The 22,514-nt window shown below is 72.9% G+C and carries 18 protein-coding genes and 1 tRNA gene; 13 read left to right on the top strand and 6 right to left on the bottom strand.

All coding sequences use genetic code 11. The features are described 5' to 3' along the window. Positions 1-12: 12 nt before the first annotated feature. From QN157_13770 to QN157_13725, 10 genes are all read left to right on the top strand, one after another. Entirely contained in the window at positions 13-537 is a 525-nt protein-coding gene (locus tag QN157_13770; protein ID MDR7556657.1) for a CvpA family protein, read from the top strand. A 48-nt stretch (positions 538-585) separates the two neighbouring features. Further along, entirely contained in the window at positions 586-2,319 is a 1,734-nt protein-coding gene (gene polX / locus QN157_13765; protein MDR7556656.1) for a DNA polymerase/3'-5' exonuclease PolX, read from the top strand. After that, the gene (locus QN157_13760) at positions 2,316-2,939 is read left to right on the top strand and encodes a DNA-3-methyladenine glycosylase (GenBank protein ID MDR7556655.1); all 624 of its coding nucleotides are present in this window, start codon (positions 2,316-2,318) and stop codon (positions 2,937-2,939) included. Before polX ends, QN157_13760 begins: the two co-directional genes overlap by 4 nt. 76 nt (positions 2,940-3,015) lie before the next feature. After that, a complete protein-coding gene (locus tag QN157_13755) occupies positions 3,016-3,927 on the top strand; it encodes a metalloenzyme (protein MDR7556654.1) in 912 nt (303 codons plus the stop codon). Further along, positions 3,924-6,293 (top strand): endonuclease MutS2, encoded by a 2,370-nt coding sequence (locus tag QN157_13750; protein MDR7556653.1) that lies wholly within the window; start codon positions 3,924-3,926, stop codon positions 6,291-6,293. The genes QN157_13755 and QN157_13750 overlap by 4 nt, the downstream gene beginning before the upstream one ends. A gap of 81 nt (positions 6,294-6,374) precedes the next feature. Further along, positions 6,375-7,736, top strand: a complete 1,362-nt coding sequence (tyrS, locus tag QN157_13745) for a tyrosine--tRNA ligase (protein MDR7556652.1) — start codon at positions 6,375-6,377, stop codon at positions 7,734-7,736. 110 nt (positions 7,737-7,846) lie between these two features. Next, a complete protein-coding gene (locus QN157_13740; protein ID MDR7556651.1) occupies positions 7,847-9,025 on the top strand; it encodes a M20 family metallopeptidase in 1,179 nt (392 codons plus the stop codon). Between the two features lie 59 nt (positions 9,026-9,084). Beyond that, the gene (locus QN157_13735; protein MDR7556650.1) at positions 9,085-10,308 is read left to right on the top strand and encodes an MFS transporter; all 1,224 of its coding nucleotides are present in this window, start codon (positions 9,085-9,087) and stop codon (positions 10,306-10,308) included. A 69-nt stretch (positions 10,309-10,377) separates the two neighbouring features. Then, positions 10,378-10,454, top strand: a tRNA-Ile gene (locus QN157_13730). Between the two features lie 66 nt (positions 10,455-10,520). Beyond that, complete coding sequence (locus QN157_13725; protein MDR7556649.1) at positions 10,521-11,327, top strand: hypothetical protein; 807 nt, start codon at positions 10,521-10,523, stop codon at positions 11,325-11,327. A 218-nt stretch (positions 11,328-11,545) separates the two neighbouring features. Here the strand turns inward: QN157_13725 and QN157_13720 are convergent, their stop codons facing one another. Further along, on the bottom strand, positions 11,546-12,925 hold the full coding sequence (locus QN157_13720; protein MDR7556648.1) for a M20/M25/M40 family metallo-hydrolase: 1,380 nt from the start codon (positions 12,923-12,925) through the stop codon (positions 11,546-11,548). Positions 12,926-13,132: 207 nt separating this feature from the next. On the opposite strand from QN157_13720, the gene QN157_13715 reads away from it, so the two are divergent. Beyond that, a complete protein-coding gene (locus QN157_13715; GenBank protein ID MDR7556647.1) occupies positions 13,133-14,089 on the top strand; it encodes a VOC family protein in 957 nt (318 codons plus the stop codon). Positions 14,090-14,189: 100 nt separating this feature from the next. Here QN157_13715 and QN157_13710 read toward each other — a convergent pair whose 3' ends face one another. From QN157_13710 to QN157_13695, 4 genes are all read right to left on the bottom strand, one after another. After that, positions 14,190-15,794 (bottom strand): SagB/ThcOx family dehydrogenase, encoded by a 1,605-nt coding sequence (locus QN157_13710; GenBank protein ID MDR7556646.1) that lies wholly within the window; start codon positions 15,792-15,794, stop codon positions 14,190-14,192. Positions 15,795-15,835: 41 nt separating this feature from the next. Further along, the gene (locus QN157_13705) at positions 15,836-17,008 is read right to left on the bottom strand and encodes a tetratricopeptide repeat protein (GenBank protein MDR7556645.1); all 1,173 of its coding nucleotides are present in this window, start codon (positions 17,006-17,008) and stop codon (positions 15,836-15,838) included. Between the two features lie 347 nt (positions 17,009-17,355). Then, entirely contained in the window at positions 17,356-17,493 is a 138-nt protein-coding gene (locus tag QN157_13700; protein ID MDR7556644.1) for a hypothetical protein, read from the bottom strand. Between the two features lie 655 nt (positions 17,494-18,148). After that, the gene (locus tag QN157_13695; GenBank protein ID MDR7556643.1) at positions 18,149-19,249 is read right to left on the bottom strand and encodes a DUF2652 domain-containing protein; all 1,101 of its coding nucleotides are present in this window, start codon (positions 19,247-19,249) and stop codon (positions 18,149-18,151) included. A 338-nt stretch (positions 19,250-19,587) separates the two neighbouring features. Between QN157_13695 and QN157_13690 the strand changes: the two genes are divergently transcribed. Beyond that, positions 19,588-20,571, top strand: coding sequence for an amidohydrolase family protein (locus QN157_13690; GenBank protein MDR7556642.1), 984 nt, complete (start codon positions 19,588-19,590; stop codon positions 20,569-20,571). Positions 20,572-20,706: 135 nt separating this feature from the next. Here QN157_13690 and QN157_13685 read toward each other — a convergent pair whose 3' ends face one another. Next, positions 20,707-21,456, bottom strand: coding sequence for an acyl-[acyl-carrier-protein] thioesterase (locus QN157_13685; GenBank protein MDR7556641.1), 750 nt, complete (start codon positions 21,454-21,456; stop codon positions 20,707-20,709). Positions 21,457-21,621: 165 nt separating this feature from the next. On the opposite strand from QN157_13685, the gene QN157_13680 reads away from it, so the two are divergent. Then, entirely contained in the window at positions 21,622-22,395 is a 774-nt protein-coding gene (locus QN157_13680; GenBank protein MDR7556640.1) for an SDR family NAD(P)-dependent oxidoreductase, read from the top strand. Positions 22,396-22,514 lie beyond the last annotated feature (119 nt).

The following is a 22,514-nucleotide window of genomic DNA, read 5'->3' as shown; positions in this document are numbered from 1 at the left end:
AGGCGAGCCCGCATGACGTACCTCGATTGGATCGTCGTCGCGCTCGCGCTGTGGTTCGTGCTGCAGGGGCTGCTCAAGGGCGCCGCCACCGCGGCGTTCGGCGCGGTCGCCGTGCTGGTCGCCTACGTGGGAGCCTGCGTGCTGGTGCCGGCGGTGGTCGATCCGCTGGCGAGCGCCCTGATGGGGCTGGTGCGCGACCTCCCGCGGGACTGGGCGCGCACGACGGCGTTCGCGTTCGTCGTCGCGGTGATCTACGGGCTGCTGCTGGTGCTCTTCAGCGTCGTGGGGGGTGCGGCGCGGCCCGAGGTGACCGGCCAGGTCCTGGGCGCGCTGGTGGGCCTGGTGAAGGCGGCGGCGTGGGGTATGGCGCTGGCGGGGCTCTTCCTCGCCTCGCCGCTCGGGGAGGGGGGCATGCGGGACGTCGAGCGGTCGCTGCTGGTCCGCCCGCTGGCGCAGGCGCAGCGCGTGACCATCGAGGCCCTGCGCGCGCGCAGCCCGGTGCCGCTGGTCCCGGTGGGGGCGGGTCATCGGCTGTAGGGGCACGCGCGGGGCGGCGCCGCGCCCCGCGCCCGGGTGGGGTGGCGCATGCAGAACCGCGCAGTCGCCCAGCGGTTGCAGCAGATCGCGGACCTGCTGGAGATCAAGGGCGAGCAGATCTTCCGCATCAACGCCTATCGCCGGGCGGCCCGCGCCATCGAGAGCCTCACCGAGGACATCGCGGAGGTGGCGGCCCGCGGCGAGCTGACGAAGATCCCCGGCGTCGGCCAGAGCATCGCCGAGAAGGTCGAGGAGTTCTTGCGGACCGGCACGATCCAGGCCTACGAGGACCTGGCCCGGACGCTGCCGCCCGGCCTGACCACGCTCATGACCGTGCCCGAGGTGGGCCCCAAGACCGCTCTGCTGCTCTACCAGAAGCTCGGCATCACCACGGTCGATGAGCTCGAGGCGGCGGCCCGGGCCGGGAAGCTCCGCACGCTTCCCCGCATGGGACCCAAGACCGAGGAGAACATCCTGAAGGGGATCGCCGTGCTGCGCCGGTCGGCGGCCCGCCGGCCGCTGGGGATCGTGCTGCCGCTGGCCGAGGACCTCGTGGCCTACCTGCGGCGGACGCCGGGGCTGCAGGAGATCGCCGTGGCCGGCAGCCTGCGCCGGCGCAAGGAGACCGTCGGGGACATCGACATCCTGGTGACCAGCCGGAAGCCCGAGGCGGTCATGGACGCGTTCGTGCGCGCGCCCCAGGTGGCCCAGGTGCTCGCCCACGGCCCCACCCGGTCCAGCGTCATCCTCGACGCAGGCATCCAGGCCGACCTGCGCGTGGTGGAGCCGGCCGCCTACGGCGCCGCGCTGCAGTACTTCACGGGCAGCAAGGAGCACAACGTGAAGCTCCGCGAGCGTGCCGTGCGGGCGGGGCTCAAGGTGAACGAGTACGGCGTCTGGCGCGGCGCGCACCGCGTGGCGGGGCGCACCGAGGAGGAGGTCTACCGCGCGGTGGGGCTGCCCTGGATCCCCCCGGAGCTGCGCGAGGACCAGGGCGAGCTCGAGGCCGCCGAGGCCGGCCGCCTGCCCGCGCTCATCGAGCTGGAGGCGATTCGCGGCGACCTGCACGTCCACACGAAGTGGTCCGACGGTGCCGAGAGCGCCGAGACCATGGCCCAGGCGGCGAAGACGCTGGGGTACGAGTACGTCTGCATCACCGACCACTCGCAGTCGCTGAAGTTCGTCGGCGGCGTCCCGCCCGACGAGCTCCGGCGCCATGCCGCCGAGGTCCGGCGGCTCTCGGACCGGCTGGGCATCGCGGTGCTGATCGGCACCGAGTGCGACATCTTGGCCGATGGCCGGCTGGATTACGACGACGACGTGCTGGCCGAGCTCGACGTGGTGGTGGCCTCGGTGCACTCCCGGCTCACCATGCCCCGCGAGCAGATGACCCGCCGCATCGTGCGCGCCCTGGAGACCGGACGCGTCCACGTGCTGGGGCATCCGACCGGGCGCCTGCTGGGGCAGCGGGAACCGTACGACGTCGATCTGGAGGCGGTTGTGGCGGCTGCGGTGCGCACCGGCACCGCCCTGGAGATCAACGCCGCCCCGGAGCGGCTCGACCTCAACGACACCCACGTGCGGATGGCCCGCGAGCGCGGGGCCCGCTTCGTGATCAGCACCGACGCTCACCAGGTGGGTCACCTGCGGCACATGGTGTTCGGCGTGAGCATGGCCCGGCGCGGCTGGCTCGAGGCCCGGGACGTGCTGAACACGCTGCCCCTGACGACGCTCAAGGACGTCCTGCGCCGCCCGGCGGCCTCCCGCCGCCGCCGGGCGTGAGCCGACGCCGGACCCGGCCGGCGCCCTACCGTCCGCTGCCGCGCCGGTTCTTCGCGCGGGACGCGGTGGTCGTGGCGCGGGCGCTGCTGGGGTGTCTGCTGGTGCACGAGACGCCCCAGGGCCGCCTGGTCGGGCGCATCGTCGAGACCGAGGCCTACCGCGGGCCGGACGATCCGGCCAGCCATGCCTATCGCCAGACCGCCCGCAGCACCATCATGTACGGCCCGCCCGGGGTGGCCTACGTGTACTTCACCTACGGCATGCACTGGTGTCTGAACGTGGTCACGGGAGGGCCGGGCGTCCCCGGCGCGGTGCTGCTGCGCGCCGTCGAGCCGATCGAAGGGGAGGCGCGGATGCGACGCCTGCGCGGCGTCGGTCCGGCGGTGCCGGCGGCGCGCCTGGCCGCAGGCCCGGCCAGGCTCACCCGGGCCTTTGGCGTCGACCGCCGTCACAACGGCGCCGACCTCACCGCGCCGCCGCTCTACCTGGCCGCCGGCGGACGCCGTCGCGGCGCGGTGCTGGCAGGGCCGCGGGTCGGGGTGGCAGCGGCGCATGACCGCCCGTGGCGCTTTGGGCTTGCGGGATCGCCGGCGCTCTCGCGACCGTTTCCCCGCCTATAATGAAGGCATGCCCATGCGCGTGTCTGGCGCGAGCGTCCAGTGGGCGGCCGACGGTCCTGGGCCGGGGCGGTGAGCCGTGTCTGTGCTGTTCTGTTTCCTCGACGGCGTCGGCCTGGGGCCCAACGACCCTGCCACGAACCCGCTGGCGCGGGCCGGGACGCCCGTGCTGCAGCAGGTGCTCGGCGGCCCCCTGGTCGCGCCCGGGGGCGTCGAGCGTGACGGTGCGCTGCTCCTGGCCGCCGACGCGCAGCTGGGCGTGCCGGGCCTGCCGCAGAGCGCCACGGGACAGACCGCCCTGCTGTGCGGCCTCAACGCGCCGGCCATCGAGGGCCGGCACGTCACCGCCTACCCCACCGCGGGCCTGCGGGCCCTGCTCCGTACGCACAGCCTGTTCGCCCGGCTGGTGCGGCGCGGACGGCGCGTGGCCTTGGCCAACGCCTACAGCCCCGAGTACTTCGCGGCGATCGCCACGCGGCGTCTGCGCATGGCCGCCGTGACGTTCGCCGCCCAGGCAGCCGGCGTGCCCCTCCGGTCGGTGGACGACCTTCGGGAGGGCCGGGCGGTCTTCCACGATCTCACCAACGCGCGGCTGCGGGCGTGGGGCCACGCCGTGCCCGTCACCACGCCGCGCGCAAGCGGTCGGTGCCTGGCGCGCCTGGCCGCCGGCTACGACCTCGTCTTCTTCGAGTTCTTCCTGACGGACCTGACCGCGCACGGCCGCGGGGGGCTCTCGGCGGACGAGGTCGTGGGCATGGTGGACGACCTGCTGGCCGGCGTGCTGGAGGCACGCCACGCCGCCACCACCGTGGTCGTCACCAGCGATCACGGTAACCTGGAAGACGCGCGCTCGCCGCAGCACACGACGAACCCGGTGCCCGTGCTGGTCGTGGGGCCGGGGCGGGCGGCGTTTCGCGGTGTGCGCGCCATCACCGACGTGGCCCCGGCGGTGCTGACCCTGCTCGCCGCCGGCGACGCGGTTCCCGCATGAGCACGCCGGCCGACGCGCGGACGCTGCGCGTCCTGGAGTTCCCCTGGGTCCAGGAGACCCTGGCGGGCCTCACCGTGACCTCCATGGGGCGCGAGCGCGCGCTGGCGCTGGCGCCTGTCGATGACCTCGAGGAGGTACGCGCCCTCCTGGCGCAGACCGCCGAAGCCGTCGCGCTGGCCACCGAGGCCGAGATCCCGGTGCGGGGCGCCCGCGACGTGCGCGCCGCCGCACAGCGCGCGGCGGTGGGGGCCGTGCTCGAGCCCGAGGAGCTGCTGGACGTGGCGCAGACCCTGGAGGTCACCCGCGCCGTGCACCAGTTCCTGCAGCGCCACCACGCGCGCGCGCCGCGCCTGGCGGCCGAGGGCGCGCGGTTGCAACTGCTGTCCGACCTGGTGGCCGAGCTGCGGCGTGCCCTCGACGAGCGCGGGCAGGTTCGCGACGAGGCCTCGCCGCAGTTGCAACGTGTGCGTGCCGAGCAGCGGGAGGTGGAGCGCCGGTTGCGCACGACGCTGGACGCGCTGGTGCGCGACCCCGCCGTCAGCCGGTTGCTGCAGGAGCCGTTGATCACCACCCGCGGCGATCGTTTCGTGGTGCCGGTCAAGGCCGAGCACCGTCAGCAGTTCCCGGGCCTGGTCCACGACGTCAGCAGCAGCGGCGCCACGGTGTTCATGGAGCCCCTGGCGGTCGTACCGCTGGGCAACCGGCGCCGGGAACTGGCGGCGGCGGCGGCGGCCGAGGTCGCCCGCATTCTGGCCCGGCTCTCGGCACAGGTGGGCGCGCACGCCCGGGCGCTTGCCGTCAACGTCGAGGTGCTGGCCGCGTTCGACGTGCTCAACGCCAAGGCCGCGCTGGCCGCCCGCCTGCGGGCGGTGCTGCCCGCGGTCGCCGACGACGGGGTCGTGCAGCTGCGCGCGGCCCGCCACCCGATCCTGGCATGGACCCGCGGCGAGGCCGGCGTGGTGCCCGTGGACGTCGAGCTCGGGGCGCGCTTCCGCACCCTGGTGATCACCGGGCCCAACACCGGCGGCAAGACGGTCACCCTGAAGACCATCGGGCTGCTGGTGCTCATGGCCCAGGCCGGGCTCGCCATCCCCGCCGCCGAGGGCAGCCGGGTGGCCGTCTTCCGGCAGGTCCATGCCGACATCGGCGACGAGCAGTCCATCGCGCAGAACCTCTCGACGTTCTCGGCGCACATGGGTGCCATCGTCGAGATCCTGCGCCGGGTGGCCCCGCCGGCGCTGGTGCTGCTGGACGAGGTGGGGGCCGGCACCGATCCCACCGAGGGGGTGGCCCTGGCGCGTGCGATCATCGAGACCCTGCACCGCCGGGGCGTCTGCACGGTGGTGACGACCCACTACAACGAGCTGAAGATGCTGGCCTCGCTGCACGAGGGGATCGAGAACGCCTCGGTGGAGTTCGACGTCGAGACGCTGCAGCCCACGTTCCGGCTGCGCCTGGGCTTGCCCGGCCGCAGCAACGCCCTCATCGTCGCCCAGCGCCTCGGCCTCGATCCCGACGTGGTCGCGCAGGCCCGGGCGTACCTGGCGCCCGAGCAGGTGGCCATCGAGCGCGTGCTGGAGGACCTCACGCGCGACCGTGCGGCGGCTGAACGTGACCGCGCGGCGGCCGCTGAGGCGCGCCGGCGGGCCGAAGAGGCGGCGGCGCGGGTCCAGGAGGAGGCCGATCGCCTGCAGGCCGCGCGCCGGCAACGGCTGGCCGAGGCGCGGCAGGCCGTGGAGGCCCTGGTCGCGGCGGCACGACGGGAGGTCGAGGACATCCTGGCCCAGGCGCGAGCGGCGCGCACCGAGGCGGCGGCCCGGGCCGCGCGGGACCGTCTGCGCGCGGTGCTGGCCGCGCTGCCGGTCGACGCCGCGGCCGCAGGATCGGGCACGCCGCCCGAGGCCCTCGAGGTCGGGCAACCCGTCCTGGTGACGCCGCTTGGCGCGGTGGGCATCGTGCGTGCTGGCCCCGACGCCCACGACGAGGTCGAGGTCGAGGTGGGGGCCCTGCGCACCCGGGTGCCTCGCGCCGTGCTGCGGCGGCCGCAGGAGCCCGCCGCCGACCTGCGCCCGGCGGCGCAGGTGATCGCGCCACCGCCGCCCGCCGTGCCGCTGTCGCTGGACGTGCGGGGCCTCGTCGTCGACGATGCGCTCGCGCAGGTCGACCGGTACCTCGACGAGGCCGTGCGGGCCAACCTGCCGGCCGTCACGATCGTCCACGGCAAGGGCACCGGGCGGTTGCGGGCCGCGCTGCACCAGTTCCTGCGCGGGCACCCCCACGTGCGGCGCTTTCGCCTGGGTGGCCGCGGGGAGGGGGACGAGGGCGCGACGGTGGTGACGCTGGTGTCGGCGACAACGCCGGAGTAGGCTACCGCTGGAGACCGCTGCCGGGACCGGTGCGGGCGCCGGGTGGCGCCGGCGGTGCGCCTGGCGGTTGTGGAGGGTGTGATGGGAGGACTGTCGCCGGAAGAGCAGCTGGCGCGGTTGCGCCGCGGGGTCGTCGAGATCATCAGCGAGGAGGATCTGCTGGCCAAGCTACGCGAAGGCCGGCCGCTGCGGGTGAAGCTGGGGCTCGACCCCTCGGCGCCCGACCTGCACATCGGCCACGCCATCGTCCTGCGCAAGCTGCGCCAGTTCCAGGACCTGGGTCACGAGGCGATCCTGGTGATCGGGGACTTCACGGCCCTGATCGGCGATCCCACGGGCAAGAAGCAGACGCGGCCGATGCTGCGGCCCGAGGAGATCGAGGCCAGCGCCGCCACCTACCGCGAGCAGTACAGCCGGATCCTCGACCCGCACCGCACGCGCGTCGTCTTCAACAGCCAGTGGCTGGCGCCTCTGACCTTCGCGGACGTCATTCGCCTCGGCGCCAAGGTCACGGTGGCGCGGATCCTCGAGCGCGACGACTTCGCCGCCCGCCTGCGCGGCGGCGTGCCCGTCTACCTGCACGAGCTGCTCTACCCGCTGTGCCAGGCTTACGACTCGGTGGCCATCGAGGCCGACGTCGAGCTGGGCGGCACCGACCAGAAGTTCAACAACCTCATGGGACGCGAGCTGCAGCGCGAGGTGGGGCAGCCCCCCCAGGTGGTGGTGCTGACCCCGCTGCTGCCCGGGACCGACGGCGTCGAGAAGATGAGCAAGTCGCTGGGCAACTACATCGGGATCACCGAGCCGCCCGCGCAGATGTACGGCAAGGTGATGTCGATCCCCGACGCCCTGATGCCCACGTACTTCGAGTTCTGCACCGAGATCCCCCTGGACGAGGTGCGGGGGATCGTCGAGGGGCTTGCGGCGGGCACGGTGCATCCCCGGGACGCCAAGCGGCGGCTCGCCCGGGCCATCGTCGAGCTCTGGCACGGGCCCCAGGCGGCAGCCGCAGCCGAGGCGGCGTTCGACCGGGTGCACGTGCAGAAGGCAGTGCCTGAGGAGATGCCGGAGATCCGTCTCCGGCTCCGGGCGGAGGTGGCAGAGCGGCATGTCGAGGCCACCCGCATCGTACCGGCTTCTGTTGAGACGCCGGAGGTCTCCGACCGCGAGGCCCGGGCTGGCCGTGACGATCTCGTCGGAGGGGAAGGTGGTGAGGTCGGGCTGGCGCCCGAGGACGCGCCGGGCGGACGGATCCGGCTCGCCCGGCTGCTGGTGCTGACTGGCCTCGCCGAGAGCCACAACGAGGCGCGGCGGCTGATCAGCCAGGGCGGGGTCGCGGTCGACGGCATCCGCGTCCACGACGTCCACGCCACCGTCGAGATCCGAGACGGAATCGTGGTGCAGGTGGGCCCTCGCCGCTTTGCGCGCCTGCGCCTGGTTTGAGCGACCGTCATCGTTGGCCAGGTGGCCGGGCAGGACGCCACGGGATCGACGACGAAGCCCGCCGCAGATGCCTGTACCGAGTATCGCCGACGCGGAGGATCCCCGAGGCCATGCATGACCGCATCACGGCCGCCATCGACGCGGCCGCTGACGAACTCGTTGCGCTCTCGCGCCGCATCCATGCCCACCCGGAGACCGCCTTCAACGAGCACCAGGCCGCCGCGTGGCTGACCGAGACGCTGGCGCGCTACGGCTTTGCCGTCGAGCGCGGCATCGCGGGACTCGAGACCGCGTTTCGCGCCGAGGTACGCGGGACGCGCTCCGGCCCCACCGTGGCGATCCTGGCCGAGTACGATGCGCTGCCCGAGCTCGGACACGCCTGCGGTCACAACTTGATCGCCTGCGCCGCCGTGGGGGCCGGCATCGGCCTGGCGGCGGTGCGCGACGCGCTGCCCGGCGCGGTGCTGGTGCTGGGCACGCCCGCCGAGGAAGGGGGCGGCGGGAAGGTGATCATGCTCGAGCGCGGCGTGTTCGCCGGCGTGGACGCGGCCATGATGTTCCACCCCGCAGGGTACACGCTCGCCGAGCGGCCGTCGCTGGCGTCGTACCGGCTGACGATCGCGTTTACGGGCAAGGCCGCGCACGCGGCGGCCGCGCCCTACGAGGGCGTCAACGCCCTGGACGCGCTGATCCAGACCTTCACCGCCATCGGCCTGTTGCGCCAGCAGCTGCGCGACGACGCCCGGGTCCATGGCATCATCACGTACGGTGGGGCCGCGCCCAACATCATTCCCGATCGTGCCGAGGCCATCTTCACCTGTCGGGCCGCCGACGCGGCGTACGCCCGCGAGGTGCTCGAGAAGGTGATCGCCTGCGCCCGGGGCGCGGCGCTGGCCACCGGCGCCACGCTCGAGCATACGGTGCGCAAGGGCTACGACGCCATCCGGCCCAACCGCGCGCTCGCCCAGACGTTCGTGCGCCACCTGGAGCGGCTGGGCATCGCCCAGGACGAGCCGCCGGAGCGCCCGCGCCTGGGCTCCACCGACATGGGTGACGTCAGCCAGGTGATCCCGGCGATCCACCCCTACGTGTCCATCGGGCCCAAGGACCTGCCGGGGCACTCCGTGGCGTTCCGCGAGGCCGCCGTCTCGCCGAAAGGGTTCGCGGCGATGCTGGCCGCTGCCAAGGCGATGGCCCTGACGGCGTACGACGTCCTGGGCGATCCGGCACTGCTCGACCAGGCTCGTCGCGACTTCGCGGCGGCAGCGCCCGCGGCGGCGGCGTCCTGATTCCATCGGAACTGCGGCGCGGTCGGGCGCAGCACCCCGACCCACCGCGAAAACCGTTCGTGACCGTTTCCGCGTCCCGGTCCCTCCTCACGCTGGGACTGGTCACGCTCCAGCAGGTCGGCCTCACCATGGTACGCTTCGGCCTGCCCGCGCTGGCGCCGTTCGTCCGCGCCGACCTCGGTCTCACGCTGGTGCAGGTCGGGGTGCTGCTGGCCATGATCGACGTCGGCAGCCTCCTCATGTACGTGCCGCTCGGGGTGGCGGCCGACTGGTGGGGCGAGCGCAGGATCCTGATCGGCGGTGGCCTCACCGTCGGCGTGGCCGCCCTGCTGGCGGCCACGGCCCCATCCTACGGGATTGTCCTGGGCGCGCTGGCGCTGGCCGGGGTCGGGTTTCCCAGCGGCCACATCGGCGGCAGCAAGGTCGTCACGCGCTACTTCCCGCCCACCGCGCGCGGCGTCGCTGTCGGGGTGCGGCAGTCCGGGCTGTCGTTGGGTGGCGCGGCCGCAGCGCTGCTGGTACCAGCGCTGAGTGCCGCCGGCGGCTGGCGGCTGGCGCTCGGCGTCCTCGGAGCGATCTGCGCGGTATGCGGGCTGTGTTGCGCGGCGCTGCCGCGCGACCCGGCCCCGCGCGCGGCGGTGGGGTCCAGCCTGGACGCCCTGCGGACGCTCATCGCCGATCGCACCTTCCGGTACCTCACGCTGGCGTCCACGGCGCTGGTCGTGGGACAGTTCACGCTGCAAGGATACCTGCCGCTGTACCTGGTGGATGAGCACGGCTGGGCACCGTCGGCTGCCGGCAGGCTGCTGGCCCTGGTGCACCTCGGCGGCGTCGGCGCACGCCTGCTCTGGGGCTTGGTCTCCGACCGTGTGACTGGCGGTCGTCGCAGACCGGTGCTGCTCTTCGTTGCTGCCGGCGGGATCGGGGTGGTGCTGGCGCTGGTGCGTCTGCCGCAGCCGGTAGGCGCAGACCTGGCGGCAGCGGCCGCCCTGCTGGGCGGCACGTTCCTCGCGGGCTGGAACGGGCTGGCCGTGACCATGGTGCTGGAGCGGGCCGGCGCGGTGCGCGCCGCCACCGGCCTGGGCCTTTCGCTGACCGTGATCTACCTCGGCACGCTGGTGAGTTCGCCGCTGTTCGGGTGGATCGTAGATACCGCGGGCGCGTATGCGCCGGCGTGGCTGCTCGTGGCGCTCTGCCAGGCTGCGGCGTGCGGGTTGCTCCTGGCAGTGCGCGAGGAACCCGTGCCCGCGCCCGCGGGGCTAAGAACGGGCGCGGCAAAGTGAACGAGCATGACGCCCGACACAACGGCCGTTGCCCGGGTTGGGCGGTTCCCGGTATACTGAGGGTGCATCGGGCCCTTAGCTCAGGTGGTGAGAGCGCACCCCTGATAAGGGTGAGGTCGGTGGTTCGAGTCCACCAGGGCCCACCAGCAGCGCATTCCGACACCTGCCGGGCCGCACAGCCGCTTGGTTCCAGACGATATAATGAAGGGGTTATGGCGCTAGACCGGCGGGTCGGCCGCCTCGAAGAGCTGCTCGAACGGCTGACGGGCGCAGTGCTCCGCCTAGCCGAGGCCCAGGTGCGCACCGAGGAGCGCCTGACGCGACTGGAGGAGACGGTGGTGCGGCTGGCCGAGGCGCAGGTGCGCACCGAGGAGCGCCTGACGCGACTGGAAGAGATGGTGGTGCGGCTGGCCGAGGCGCAGGTGCGCACCGAGGAGCGCCTGACGCGACTGGAAGAGATGGTGGTGCGGCTGGCCGAGGCGCAGGTGCACACCGAAGAGCGGCTGGTCCGGCTGGAGGAGACTGTGGCGCGGCTGGCCGAAGCCCAGGTGCGCACCGACCAGCAGGTGGCCGCGCTGCGAGGAGCCGATCTCGAGCGGCGCTACCGCGAGCATGCGGCCGCCTACTTCCAGCGGCTGGTGCGGGAGCCGCGGCTCGTATCCAACGAGGAACTGGCCCGCCTGGTCGATGCCGCCGAACGTCGAGGCGCCGTGTCGGCCGCGGAGCGCGAGCAGGTGCTCTGGGCCGACGTGGTGGTCACCGGGCGCCTGCGCGAGCGCGAGACCGAGACCTACCTGCTGGTCGAGGTGTCCACCACCATCGACGTGGGCGACGTGCAGCGCGCGGCGGAGCGCGCGCAGGTGCTGCACCGGGCCACCGGCCTGCCGGCCATCGCCGTGGTCGCTGGCGAGCGCATCACCGCCGAGGCCGACCGGCGGGCGACAGACCTGGCGGTGTGGCGCGTGCTCGATGGGCGGGCCTACGGGCCAGACGAGCCCATCCCCCGGGTGCAGGGTTAGTCCGACCGCAGCCTCCTTCAGGCCCTTGCGCCGTGCGGCCATTCCCGGGTGCAGGGCCAATCCCTCTCCGCCGCCGCGGTCGTCGCAGGCGCCGCCATCCCCGGCGCAGAGCTCATCTGCCACCACGCGCGGACCTCGCCCCGGGTCAATCCACGCGGCCCGGCGGGTTGTGTCCAGCGACGCGGGCCGGGAGTCACCACGCGCGGGCGTCCCCTGGGTCAATCCACGGGTAGGGGCCTGCCCTCGTAGCGCAGTACCTCGTCCAGCCCGAGCGCCTCCAGGGTTCGCGCCATCTCCTCTGGGGTCTTCCGCGCCAGCGGGATCGCGTCCACCGTCGCCAGCCGCAGTACCAGCCGCGCCACGCGGATCGCCTCGAGCTGCAGGGGCCGGGGCGCCACCTTGTCCAGCGAGTCCATGGCCGTGTGCCCGTATCCGCGAGTCGCGGCAGGGGAGGGGGGTGCCGACTGCGAGCTCCAGGTGGCTGCAGGAATGCCCCGGACGGCAAAGGGGAACATGTCCGAGTACAGGCCGATCTGGTCCCCGACGGCGACGTCGGACTCGTGCATCTCGTCGAACAGCCCGCGGAACCACCGGATGGCCTCGGGCCACCCCTGGAGCTGGAACGTAGCGTGCAGGCCCCGCCCGGCGCCATCGAGGTTCAGCATGAACCGCAACCCCTCGTCCCGGTGGCGCCGCGCGTAGGCGTGGGCCCCGAGCAGCCCCATCTCCTCCTGGGCGAAGGCGACGAACCGCACGGTCCGCCGCAGGCGCGCCCGGTGCGGTGCCAGCGCCCGCGCCACCTCCAGCATGAGCGCCACGCCCGTGGCGTTGTCCATGGCCGCCTGGCTGATGTCGTGCCCGTCGTAGTGGGCGCCGAGGAGGACGATCTCGTCGGGCTGCTGCTGCCCCCGAAACTCGGCCACGACGTTGAAGGACTCCACCGGGTGGTTCTCGTTGGTCGACGTGATGCGGACGCGCACGGGGCCGCGTCGGCTCAGCCGGACCAGTTCCTGGCCGGTCTCGTACGAGACGCCGATCGCCGGGACCTCGCAGGGATGGCCGAAGCGCGCCGAGCCGGTTTCGGGCAGCCCGCCGGGCTCGCCCCGCATCCAGATCAACCCCACCGCCCCCTGGGCCAGCGCCCGCCCGAGCTTCTCGCACCGGTGCATGGGCCGGGGGAAGAAACGCGGTTGGGCGGTGGTCACCATGGCGATGGCGCCCCGCACCTCGTCGCGGCGTACCACGTAGGCCTGCGGGTCGCCATCCCCGAGGTAGACCAGCGTGCTCGCGATCTCGCCGGCCGGGCAGAACGGCAGGGCGATGCACGGCAGCTCACGTTCGACGGGCGCCAGCACCGTGAGCCGGGTCTCCCGCCGTGTCCACCCGTGGCAGGTGAACCGCTCCGTCTCGGCGCGGTCCACACCCAGCCGGGCGAACCGCTCGCGGATGTAGTGCGCCGCCTGCCGTTCCTGCTCGCTCCCGCCAAAGCGCGGGCCGAAGCGCTCAACGAGGTCTTCCACGACGTCCAGCCCCGCGCGCGTCAGGTAGAGGTCCGCGACGATCTGTCGGTCCGCGTCCTCCAGCATGGCATCGTCCATGGCATCGCCTCCTGCGCTTTGGCTTTCGCCGCGGCGCGCGCCATCTCCCTGCGCCCACCACGCCGCGTGCAGCGCCAGGCGTCTCGCAGGGCAAGCGGTGGAAGGGTGGGGGCGCCAGCCCATGGGCGGGGCAGGCCCGTCGGTGCGGAATACCCGATGCCGTCGCGTGGTTGACGCAGGTAGCGCGGAGCCTGCGGGAGGGGACTCATGACGCTCCACGGTCTACACCACGTCACGGCCATTACGGCCGATGCCCGACGCAACCTCGACTTCTACACGCGGGTGCTTGGCCTGCGGCTCCTGAAGAAGTCGGTGAACCAGGACGACCCCACGGCGTACCACCTGTTCTACGGCGACGAGCACGGCCACCCCGGCGCCGACCTGACGTTCTTCGAGTATCCCGGCGTGGCGCGGGGTGTCGCCGGGGCCGGCATGGTGCACCGCATTGTCTGGCGCGTGGCCTCGCGGAAGGCCCTCGACTTCTGGGAGCACCGGGTGACCCGCGAGGGCCTGGCGGCCGAGCGCGACGAGGAGACGCTGCGGTTTGCCGACCCCGAGGGGCTGGAGCACGAGCTGGTGCTCGACGACACCAACGACGCACCGCTGGTGGCCGTGCACCCCGAGGTGCCCGCGGCCGTGGCGCTGCGGGGGTTCGCCGGTGTACGAGCCTACGCGGCCGACCCCGACGGAAGCCAGCGGTTCCTGGAGCGGCTCGGGTTCACGCTACGCCCCCAGGGCGGCTTCGAGGTGCGGGGCGCGCTGCGCGGGGCGTTCTACGTCTATGATCGGATGGCGCGTCCGGGCAGGAGCGGCGCGGGGACCGTGCACCACGTGGCCTGGTGCGCGCTGGACGAGGAGCACGCGGCCTGGGGGCGCCGCGTGCGCGAGGCCGGCGGACAGCCAACGCCGGTCATCGACCGCTACTACTTCCGCTCGATCTACTTCCGCGAGCCCAGCGGTGTGCTGTTCGAGATCGCCACGCGCGGCCCGGGGTTCACGGTCGACGAGTCGCCCGACCGTCTCGGTGTGCGTCTGTCGTTGCCGCCGCGGCTGGAGCCGCTGCGGCCGACGCTGGAGCGTCTGCTCGCCCCCCTGCCCGACCCGCGCGCCACGTGGCCCGGGCAGCCGGCGCCGCTCGGCACCGAGCCCTCCGACCAGCCCTGACGGCCTGCGGCCTGACCCTGCTGGGCATGCCCGCGCCTTTCGAAGGGCGGCCGACTCCGGGCGCCACCGACGCGTTGGACGAGCGCCGTCGCTTTGAGGATCAGCGAGCGCGCCGGACTGGATGTCCCACGGCGGTGAGGAACAGGACGCTCTTGCCTGCCGCGTGCGGCGAGAAAAACGCGGTGACGTCGTCGTCGTAGAACGTCAGCCCGGTAGCGCCCAGCCCCAGCGCGTACGCGGCGAGGTAGATCCTGCCGCCGGTGATCCCTGCCTCGAGCTGGGCCGCCCGGTACCCACGGTTGCCAAAGCGTGCCAGGATCGGCGAGAGGTCGGCCAGGCAGTAGACGTTGACGCTGGCGTCGGCGGCCAGGGGTTGCTCGAGGGCCAGGTAGCCGGCCTGGCGCCGGAACGCGCCGGGCCGGAGCAGTTCGAGGGCGTGCCGTTGGCGGTGCAGCACGTAGGCCCCCGGGGACAGGCCATCGACAGCGTGCGCGATGAGGTACACGTCCACCAGCGTCGGGGTACCGTCGGCAGGCTCGAGGAAGTCGGCCGGGACGCCGCCGGTGGCGCGTTCCAATACGGTGGACAGCTCCGCGAACGTGATCGCCGCCCGCTGGAAACGGCGACTCGAGCCGCGCCGGCGGATGACCCGCGTGATGCTGTCCTGCGGCCATGCGTCCGCGGGCAGCGGGCGAAGCGGCACCAGCGGGCCCGTCGGCGGCGGGGAGGCAGCCGGCGGCGTCCCGCGCCACGCGCGCACCTCCTCTGCTGCGGTCAGCGACGAGGCCGCGTGCATCGCGCGGATCGCCGGATAGTCCACCTCGCGTGCGGAGAGGGGCGCCGTCGGCAGGCCAAGCGGTGGTGGGGGTGGTAGCCCGTCGGCATCCCCGGTGGTGGCGCGCACGCCCGGCGGCGCGCTCTCCCGGCCCAGGGCCACCAGCACGATGGCCACCTCCCGGTGGGTGTCCAGGTCGAGCAGGCGGTTGACGTCGCCGTCGACGAAGCCGCACACCACCCGCGCCGGCAGCCCGGCGCCAGCGGCCACCGCCAGCAGGTTGGCGAGAATCGTCCCGCAGTCCCAGAACGCGTGGCGGTACGCGCGGTCCCGGTACTTCCACGCGTTCCGCCAGAAGGTGGTCGTGCACACGACGATCGCGGGCGCCCTGGCGATGGCGGGCTCCTGCGCCGTGGCCGCCACAAGCGTCGGGCGCCAGTCACCTGCCCGGAGCCGACGCAGGGCGAAGTCATGGACGCTGAAATGGTAGACGCCCGCGGCCAGGCCGGGCAGGTCGCCGCAGACGACGTAGAGCTCGATGTGGTACAACGCGCCGGTGCAGGCGGCAGCGCGGAACGGCATGGTACTGCCGTCGGGTAGCCGCAGCCGCCGGGTGATGCCCGCCGACAGGAACAGCACGCTCGCCAGCGTCGGCAGGTCGGGGACGGACGCCCCGGGCATGCCGGCATCGGGGAGGCGAGAGGCGATCGCTTCGAGAGCGGGCGTGTGCGGCAGCGGGAGGTCGCGCGGCAGCGGTAGGGGCTCGAGCGTGGTGTAGATCTTGTAGGGGATGGGCTGGTTGTCCCAGTCCAGGCCGCGGGGACCCACGCGCACGCTGTGATAGGTGTGCTTCGTGGCGTTGTGGTAGGCCCAGGCGGCCTCCAGGTCGCGGTTACCGGGTTGGCGGGACGGGTGGTCCGGAGAGCCCACTGCGCGGACGGCCGCGACGACCGCGGCGTCGCGACGCCCGTCTACAAGTCGTGTCGGGCGAGCGCCGCCCCGTCCAGTCCCCCGACGCCTCGCGTCGATACGGGCGTGGCACCACCGAGCCTGACCGCGTGCGCCAGGACCTCGGCGGCCTCTGCGGTCTGCCCGGTTTCCTTGAGCAGGAGCCCGAGTTCCGTGGCAGCCGCGGCGGCCTCCGGGACCATCTGCAGGTCGAGCAGCAGCGCGAGGGCCGTACGCAGGATATGTGCCGCCTCGTCCGGCCGTTGCTGCGCCCGCCGCACCCTGCCCAGCGTCACCAGCGTCACGGCCTCTCGACCGCGGTCGCCCACGGCGCGGGCATCGCCCAGAGCGCGTTCCGCTGCCTCGGCGGCCTGCTCGAGCTGGCCGAGGGCCAGGTACACCCGCGCGAGCTCGTCGCGAGTCGCCGCGAGGCCGCGCAGGTCACCCTGGCGCTCGCGAATGCGCAGGGCCTTGGTGAGCACCGCCAGCGCCTCGTCGTAGAGCCCCTGGATGCGCCGCACGAGCCCCAGGTTGTTCAGGACCCGGCCGATCTCGAACAGGTCCTCGGTCGTCTCCAGCACGGCATAGGCTTGGCTGTACAGCTCGACGGCGCGGTCGAGCTCGCCCCGGTTCCACGCCAGCAGCCCGAGGTTGTTCAGCGCGCGGCCGCGCAGCCTGGGCAGGTCCAGCCTGGTGGCAATGGCCAGCGCCTGCCGGTTGGCTGCCTCTGACGCATCGAGATCGCCCATGCGCCAGCGGGCGACGCCAAGCGAGAGGAGCGCCCAGACGCCCTCTTCCGACTCCAGGGTCTTTGCGCGGCGCAACGCGTTAATGGCGGATTCCTGCGTCCTGAGCGCCCGCACGTAGTCGCCTTGCCGCTCCTCTATCGCGCCGCGCACAGCCAGGGCCGCGCCCAGCGATCCCTGCAGGCCACGCTCCTCTGCGAGGGCCACGGCCCGCGCCGCATGTTCGGCCGCCTCCTCGAGCCGTCCGGCCGCCACGGCCACGCGCGCCCGCACCAGGTGCGCTCGCACGCGTAGGTCCGCCGGCAGATCCGGCGCGACTAGCTCCGCAGCGGCAACGAGATGGAGGATATCCGCGCTTCGCGATTCGTAGTCCGAGACCCACGCCAGGTGCAGCAGGTTGTACGCTGTCTCGATGCGCAGGTCGTCGACGTCGAACAGCAGCGCGCCCACGGAGGTTCGCATCCGCCGGGCGAACGCCAGCAACGTTTCGACCGAGGGGTAGGACCGTCCGCTCTCGAGGAGGCTAACGAAGCCCTTGGTCAGGTCTGGGGCGGCCAGCTGCTCCTGGCTCAGACCGGCGCGATGACGCGCAGCCCGCAGGCGCTGACCGAAACGGTACGGCCACCCACCCTTACGGGAAATGGAGGGGGCAGAAGATGGTTTAGCCATGGTGTACTGAATTTACCACACCCCGCCCGAGTGAGGCAACCGGCAAGAGAGCCCCTCATGATACCTTGCCAGGCATCGGTTTGGGTGGGTTGGCCTTGATCCCTCTGCCCCCTGCCAGCGGGTCGACCCTACAGGCCGCCCCCCATGTCCCCGTCGGCCACCTTCATTACCGGAGCCGGGTTCGTGGTGGTGCCGACCGCAGTCGTGCCAAGCACCAACAACGCAGCGGCGATCGCCGCCGCGACGAGACGCAGGGTTCCCTTCATGGTTTGCCCTCCTCGCTGGTATGGGGTTGTAGCTCGGGGCTCCAGGATCGGGTTTCTTCGTATAGTTACGCTATTCCTGCCTGGTGAGGTCAGTATATACTTCACTAGGACCCAGTCTTGGGCCGGAGACGGGCGGGTGAAGAGCCGTGGAGCCAGAGGGCGAACAAGAGTGGAGGCGCCAAGCGTCCTCGCGAGCGGTTTATGCGATCTGTACGAGAGTCGAATGCACGTACGCTGCGCCGCTCGAGGATCTCCGGGCGGCACCCCGGGAGTGCCCGCAGTGTGGGGCGCCGGTCGTGACCGAGTGCCCCCGCTGCGGGATTCTCCTGCGCTCGGCCAGCCTGCACTGCACGAACTGCGGCGCCGCGATCAAGTCAGCGCTCCGTTCGGCCGGCTCCCGGGGCCGGCAATAACAGGCTCGCGGGCGGCGGAACGACCTGCGTCAACGCGACAGGTCGGAGCCAGTAACGCTCGCAGGGACGCGCGCAGGCGGGCTCTCGCCCGGGCGCCCGGGTTGCAAGACCACTGGCTTTTGGCGTCTCCGGGCTAGACTATTGCCGGAAGAGTTCGGGCTGCAATCGCCCGGGCGTGTGGACCGGGCGGTCACCTGACGCGCCCGCCTTCCGTTGGCCGGCCACCCGGGCCAGCGCGCTGGTTACTGATCGACTCCAGACGCCCTGGCCTGCGCTGCGGCATCCTCGCGCAGGACCGCTGCCAGCTGCGCGTAGACCCTGCTCATGAACTCCGCGTACTGCTCCTGCATCGATGCCCAGACCTGGCGGGCGCTCTTCCCCCGCGGCCCCCGGGTCCGCAGGGTCACCCGGGTGCCGTCCCCCAGGGGCGTCAACTCCACGGTCTCCTCCAGCGGGACGTCCATCACCGCAAAGCGGATCGTGAAGTAGTCAAAGGGGCGCCAGTCGAGGATCTCCTCGACGATGACCTGGTGGCCGTGGGCACAGTGATTCGTGGTACCCGGCCCGCGGCGCCCGCGGGGATTCTGCTGGTCGAGGCGGTCGGTGTCGGGCTGGTAGCGGATGCGCTTGCTGGGAGAGGTCAGGTAGTCCCAGGCCACCGGCGGTGCCGCCGGCAGGTCGAACGGCAGCTCGACGTCGGCCCGGCCTGTCCCGATGTAGACCCGCCGGCGCTCCTGCTCCTCGGCCCAGCGCGCGTGGAGGTCGTGGACGAACGTCCGCACGGGGCCGAGGTGCTCGTAGGTCTCCACGTGCTCGCGCATGCCCGCCGCCGCAGGGTCGACCTCCATGGTCCGCACGCACGCCTCGGTGAACAGCGCGTAGCCCTGCAGGCTCAGCACCTCGGCGACGGTGTTCTTCAGCAGGCGGTGGAGCAGGATCACGTCAGCGCCGGCGAGCTCTTCCCGGCCGGCCACCCGGTGCCGCACGAACTCGCCGTCGTGGACAAAGACTTTCAGGTCCAGCAGCGGCATCTGGCGGCAGGCGTTGCACTGACAGGTCGTGGCCTGACGGATGTCGCGGAGACGACGGCGAAAGCGAAAGTAGCAGTGCTCCACGAGGTCCAACATCGTCGGGCCGTCGAGCCGACCCGCGGGAGTGTAGGCGAACGCCGCGTCGCCCTCGAGCTTGGCCAGGCGCAGGGGCGGTCGGAGGGCGTTCACGATCGTGCTCATGAGGTCGGCCAACACGTCCTGGGCGTGAGCGAGTTCGGTGCCGGTGAGGTACTCGGTATACCCGGTGATGTCGGTCAGTACCAGACAGCCGCGCTCGACCCCCGCCAGCATCCTTCATCCCCCCAATGTGGACATGCAAGGGCAGTTACGCCTCGCCATCTGGATTCCTGCAGGGCACAGCGCGCCGTGCCGGTGTCCGCCCGCCGTGCGGCGCCATCGCCGCCCCGGCGCGCGTGGTTTGCCGCCGACCGGCTGCCCTGCGGGCCGGAGGCATCAAGCCGCCGTCGTGGAAACTGCTCCCTGGGGGACGGCTCCCTGCGGGAATGGCTCCCTGCGGGAATGGCTCCCTGCGGGAATGGCTCCCTGCGGAAGCTGTTCCTTTGGGGAACTGCTCCGTGGAGAGGTTATGCTGGCCTCGGGGCCGCGCCCGGGGCCTGTGGAGGGCATCCATGCCGGTCGTCGACGTCCACAACCACTTCTACCCGCCGGCCTACCTCGATGCGCTGATGGTCCGTCCGGGTGCCGTGCGCGTCACGGTGGACGGTGCGGGCAACCCGTGCCTCCACTACCCTGGGGACTACAACGTGGCCGTGCGGGGCCACCGGGACATCGTCTACCGCGAGGAGGTGCTGGCACAGCACGGCGTCGATCGGCAGGTGCTGACGCTGACCACACCGGGCACGCACGTCGAGGATCCACCCCGGGCGGTCGCCCTGGCGGCGCTCGTCAACGACGCGTTCGCCGAGATCACCACCGCGCGCCGGCACCGCTTCAGCGCGCTGGCGACCCTGCCGCTGAACGCACCAGACGCCGCCGCCCGCGAGCTGGAGCGCTGCCTGACGCACCTGGGCTTCCCGGGCGCGATGCTCTTCGCGAACGTCAACGGCGTGCCCCTGGCCGACGCGCGCTTCTGGCCGATCTACGAGGTGGCCGATGCGCATGGCGCCGTCCTGTACATCCACCCCGCGGCGCCGGTCGGCGTCGAGGCCATGACCGCCTACTGGCTCGCGCCCCTGGTGGGATTCCCCTTCGACACCACGCTGGCGGCGGCACACCTGGTCTTCGCCGGCGTGCTCGCGCGCTTCCCGCGCGTCCGGTGGGTGGCCAGCCACCTGGGAGGCGCTATCCCCTACCTGGCCGAGCGCCTCGACCGCGGGTACCGCGCGTTCCGCGAGTGCCGGGCGCACATCTCCCGGCCCCCCAGCGACTACCTGCGCGCACACTTCTACTACGACACGGTCAACTTCGACCCGCGGGCGCTGGCGCTGGCGGTGCAGTTCGCCGGCACCGACCGCCTGCTCGCGGGCAGCGACTACCCGCACCAGATCGGCAGCATCCCGCAGATGCTCGAGAGTCTGCGCGCCCTGCCGGTCGGCGAGGCGGAGCGGGCGGCGATCCTGGGCGGGAACGCGGTCCGTCTGCTCGGCCTGTAGCGGACACGCGGCCGGTCAAGGGGCCGCCTGCGCGCAGGCGGCCGTGGCCGTAACCCGCGCGCGGCGACACTGGCGGCGGCGGGCCACTCGCGCCCAGGCGGCCGTGGGAGAGTCAATCCGGAGCCCGTTCGCCACCTACGGACTCCCCACGCGCAGGCGGCCGTGGGCCCGCAGGCCGCCGGCAACCGCTTCCAGCCGGTAGTGCCAGCCGTCGGCGTCTTCCCAGAGCGCCTCGCGCAACGCCTCGTCGGCCCGCGCCGCCACGTGGAACTGCAACTCGTAGGTGCGCGGGTACTGTTGCAGTACGGCGCCGGCCCCTGCCCGCCAGAGGGCGTCGTCCAGCAGGTCGACGTAGACCGCGTTGTTGGCATGGCCCATCGCGTCCAGGTCGCCCAGCCGGATGCGGCGTGCGGTCCACTGCGCGCCCGCAGGGACCGCGGGCTCGGGCAACGGCGTCGCGGTGATGGTCCGGCCCAGCGCCGGGAACGCCGCAACGAGGGGCGCAGCCACACGCACCGGCGCACTGCCATCGGCGGTGAAGATCCAGTCCATGACCACAGTGGCCACGGGCGCGCCGTCGGCCGCACGGCGGATCGTGTTCCGCCGCCGCGCGAGCACCCGGCGCATCCCCAGCACCTGGGTCGTGGCAATCAGGTCCTCCCCGTAGCCCGCCGGTGCCTCGACCACCAGCTGCACACGCCGCACGAGCCAGAACCGTCGGTGGGTCTCGTACCAGGCCAGCGGAAAGCCCAGGGCCGCCGAGTGGGCGAAGGCCAGCTCCTGGACGTACCGCAGGCAGACTGCCGCCCGCAGCGCGCCGCCGGGCCCGCACTCCTCGTAGCGTACGCGGAACGGCAACGAGTACTGGTTGGGATCGTCGGGCATCGCTCACTCTCACGGTACCTGCGGGCGGGATCGGCCGCAACGAGGCAGGTGGCGAACGGCAGGACGCGCGGGCGCGCACCCCGCCGGGGGCGAGCTCGTCGAGAGGGCCGGACCGGTTGGGTGGCGCACTATTCCGGCATGGCAGAGGAGAGGCGCGGGGTGCTGATGAGTCAGACTGCGCATGGTCTGCACCCGCACGAGACCCTCCAGAGGGCAGAGGGCACGCGCGGGATGCTGACGGGCCAGGGGGTTGCCATCGCCGGCGCCGGTCGCGGCCTGGGGCGTGCCGCTGCCCTGGCGCTGGGGGCGGCGGGCGCGCACGTGGTGGCGGCCAGCCGGACGCGAAGCGAGGTCCAGGAGGTCGCAGCCGCGATCGAGCGCGCCGGGGGCCAGGCCACGGCGGTGGCCGCCGACGCCGCCGACGAGGCGGGGGCGGCGCGGATCGTCGAGACCGCGCTCGCCGTCGCCGGGCGGCTGGACCTGTTGCTGGTGTGTGCGGGCGCGGCGTTGATCAAGCCGCTGCCCGAGGTCACGCTGGCCGAGTGGGAGCACGTGCTCGCCATGAACGCGCGGGCGGTGTTTCTCACCAACCGGGCAGCGCTGCGCCCGATGCTGGCCGCCGGCACCGGCCTGATCGTGAACGTCGCCTCGCGGGTGGCACTGACCGGCGCGCCCGACGTCGCGGTGTACGCAGCCGCCAAGGCCGCGGTGATCGGGTTCTCGCGCGCGCTGGCGCAGGAGGTGCGCCCGCGGGGCATCCGCGTGGTCTGCCTGGCGCCCGGGCCGATGGACACGCCCATGCGCTGGGCCGCCACCCCGGCGTTCGACCCTGCGCGGCTGCTGGCTCCCGAGGACGTGGTGGACCTGGTGCTCTACCTCGCGCGCCGGCCCACCGTGGTGCTGGACGACCCGGTCGTGCCGGTCTCTGTCCGGTTGTAGGGCGTGCGGGGGCATACTGCCGTCACACCGCACGGCACGGGCGCGGATTCACGAGCGGGGCAAGGAGTCAGTACCAACCCCCGGGCACACCGCAGGGCATGCGCGCGGGGCGTGCTGCT

The organism is Armatimonadota bacterium (genome assembly GCA_031459855.1).
GTDB lineage: Bacteria > Sysuimicrobiota > Sysuimicrobiia > Sysuimicrobiales > Humicultoraceae > Fervidifonticultor > Fervidifonticultor primus.
Note: the sequence above shows the minus strand (reverse complement) of the source record. Positions and strands in the feature narration are given on the sequence as shown.

Bases quoted from the DNA above. Each gene is read 5' to 3' on its own strand.
- QN157_13720 (MDR7556648.1), bottom strand. From the start codon at position 12,925: ATGGACGATGCCATGCTGGAGGACGCGGACCGACAGATCGTCGCGGAC.
- QN157_13740 (MDR7556651.1), top strand. From the start codon at position 7,847: ATGCATGACCGCATCACGGCCGCCATCGACGCGGCCGCTGACGAACTC.
- QN157_13700 (MDR7556644.1), bottom strand. From the start codon at position 17,493: ATGAAGGGAACCCTGCGTCTCGTCGCGGCGGCGATCGCCGCTGCGTTG.
- polX (MDR7556656.1), top strand. From the start codon at position 586: ATGCAGAACCGCGCAGTCGCCCAGCGGTTGCAGCAGATCGCGGACCTG.
- tyrS (MDR7556652.1), top strand. From the start codon at position 6,375: ATGGGAGGACTGTCGCCGGAAGAGCAGCTGGCGCGGTTGCGCCGCGGG.
- QN157_13680 (MDR7556640.1), top strand. From the start codon at position 21,622: ATGAGTCAGACTGCGCATGGTCTGCACCCGCACGAGACCCTCCAGAGG.
- QN157_13715 (MDR7556647.1), top strand. From the start codon at position 13,133: ATGACGCTCCACGGTCTACACCACGTCACGGCCATTACGGCCGATGCC.
- QN157_13770 (MDR7556657.1), top strand. From the start codon at position 13: ATGACGTACCTCGATTGGATCGTCGTCGCGCTCGCGCTGTGGTTCGTG.
- QN157_13685 (MDR7556641.1), bottom strand. From the start codon at position 21,456: ATGCCCGACGATCCCAACCAGTACTCGTTGCCGTTCCGCGTACGCTAC.
- QN157_13750 (MDR7556653.1), top strand. From the start codon at position 3,924: ATGAGCACGCCGGCCGACGCGCGGACGCTGCGCGTCCTGGAGTTCCCC.
- QN157_13695 (MDR7556643.1), bottom strand. From the start codon at position 19,249: ATGCTGGCGGGGGTCGAGCGCGGCTGTCTGGTACTGACCGACATCACC.
- QN157_13690 (MDR7556642.1), top strand. From the start codon at position 19,588: ATGCCGGTCGTCGACGTCCACAACCACTTCTACCCGCCGGCCTACCTC.
- QN157_13725 (MDR7556649.1), top strand. From the start codon at position 10,521: ATGGCGCTAGACCGGCGGGTCGGCCGCCTCGAAGAGCTGCTCGAACGG.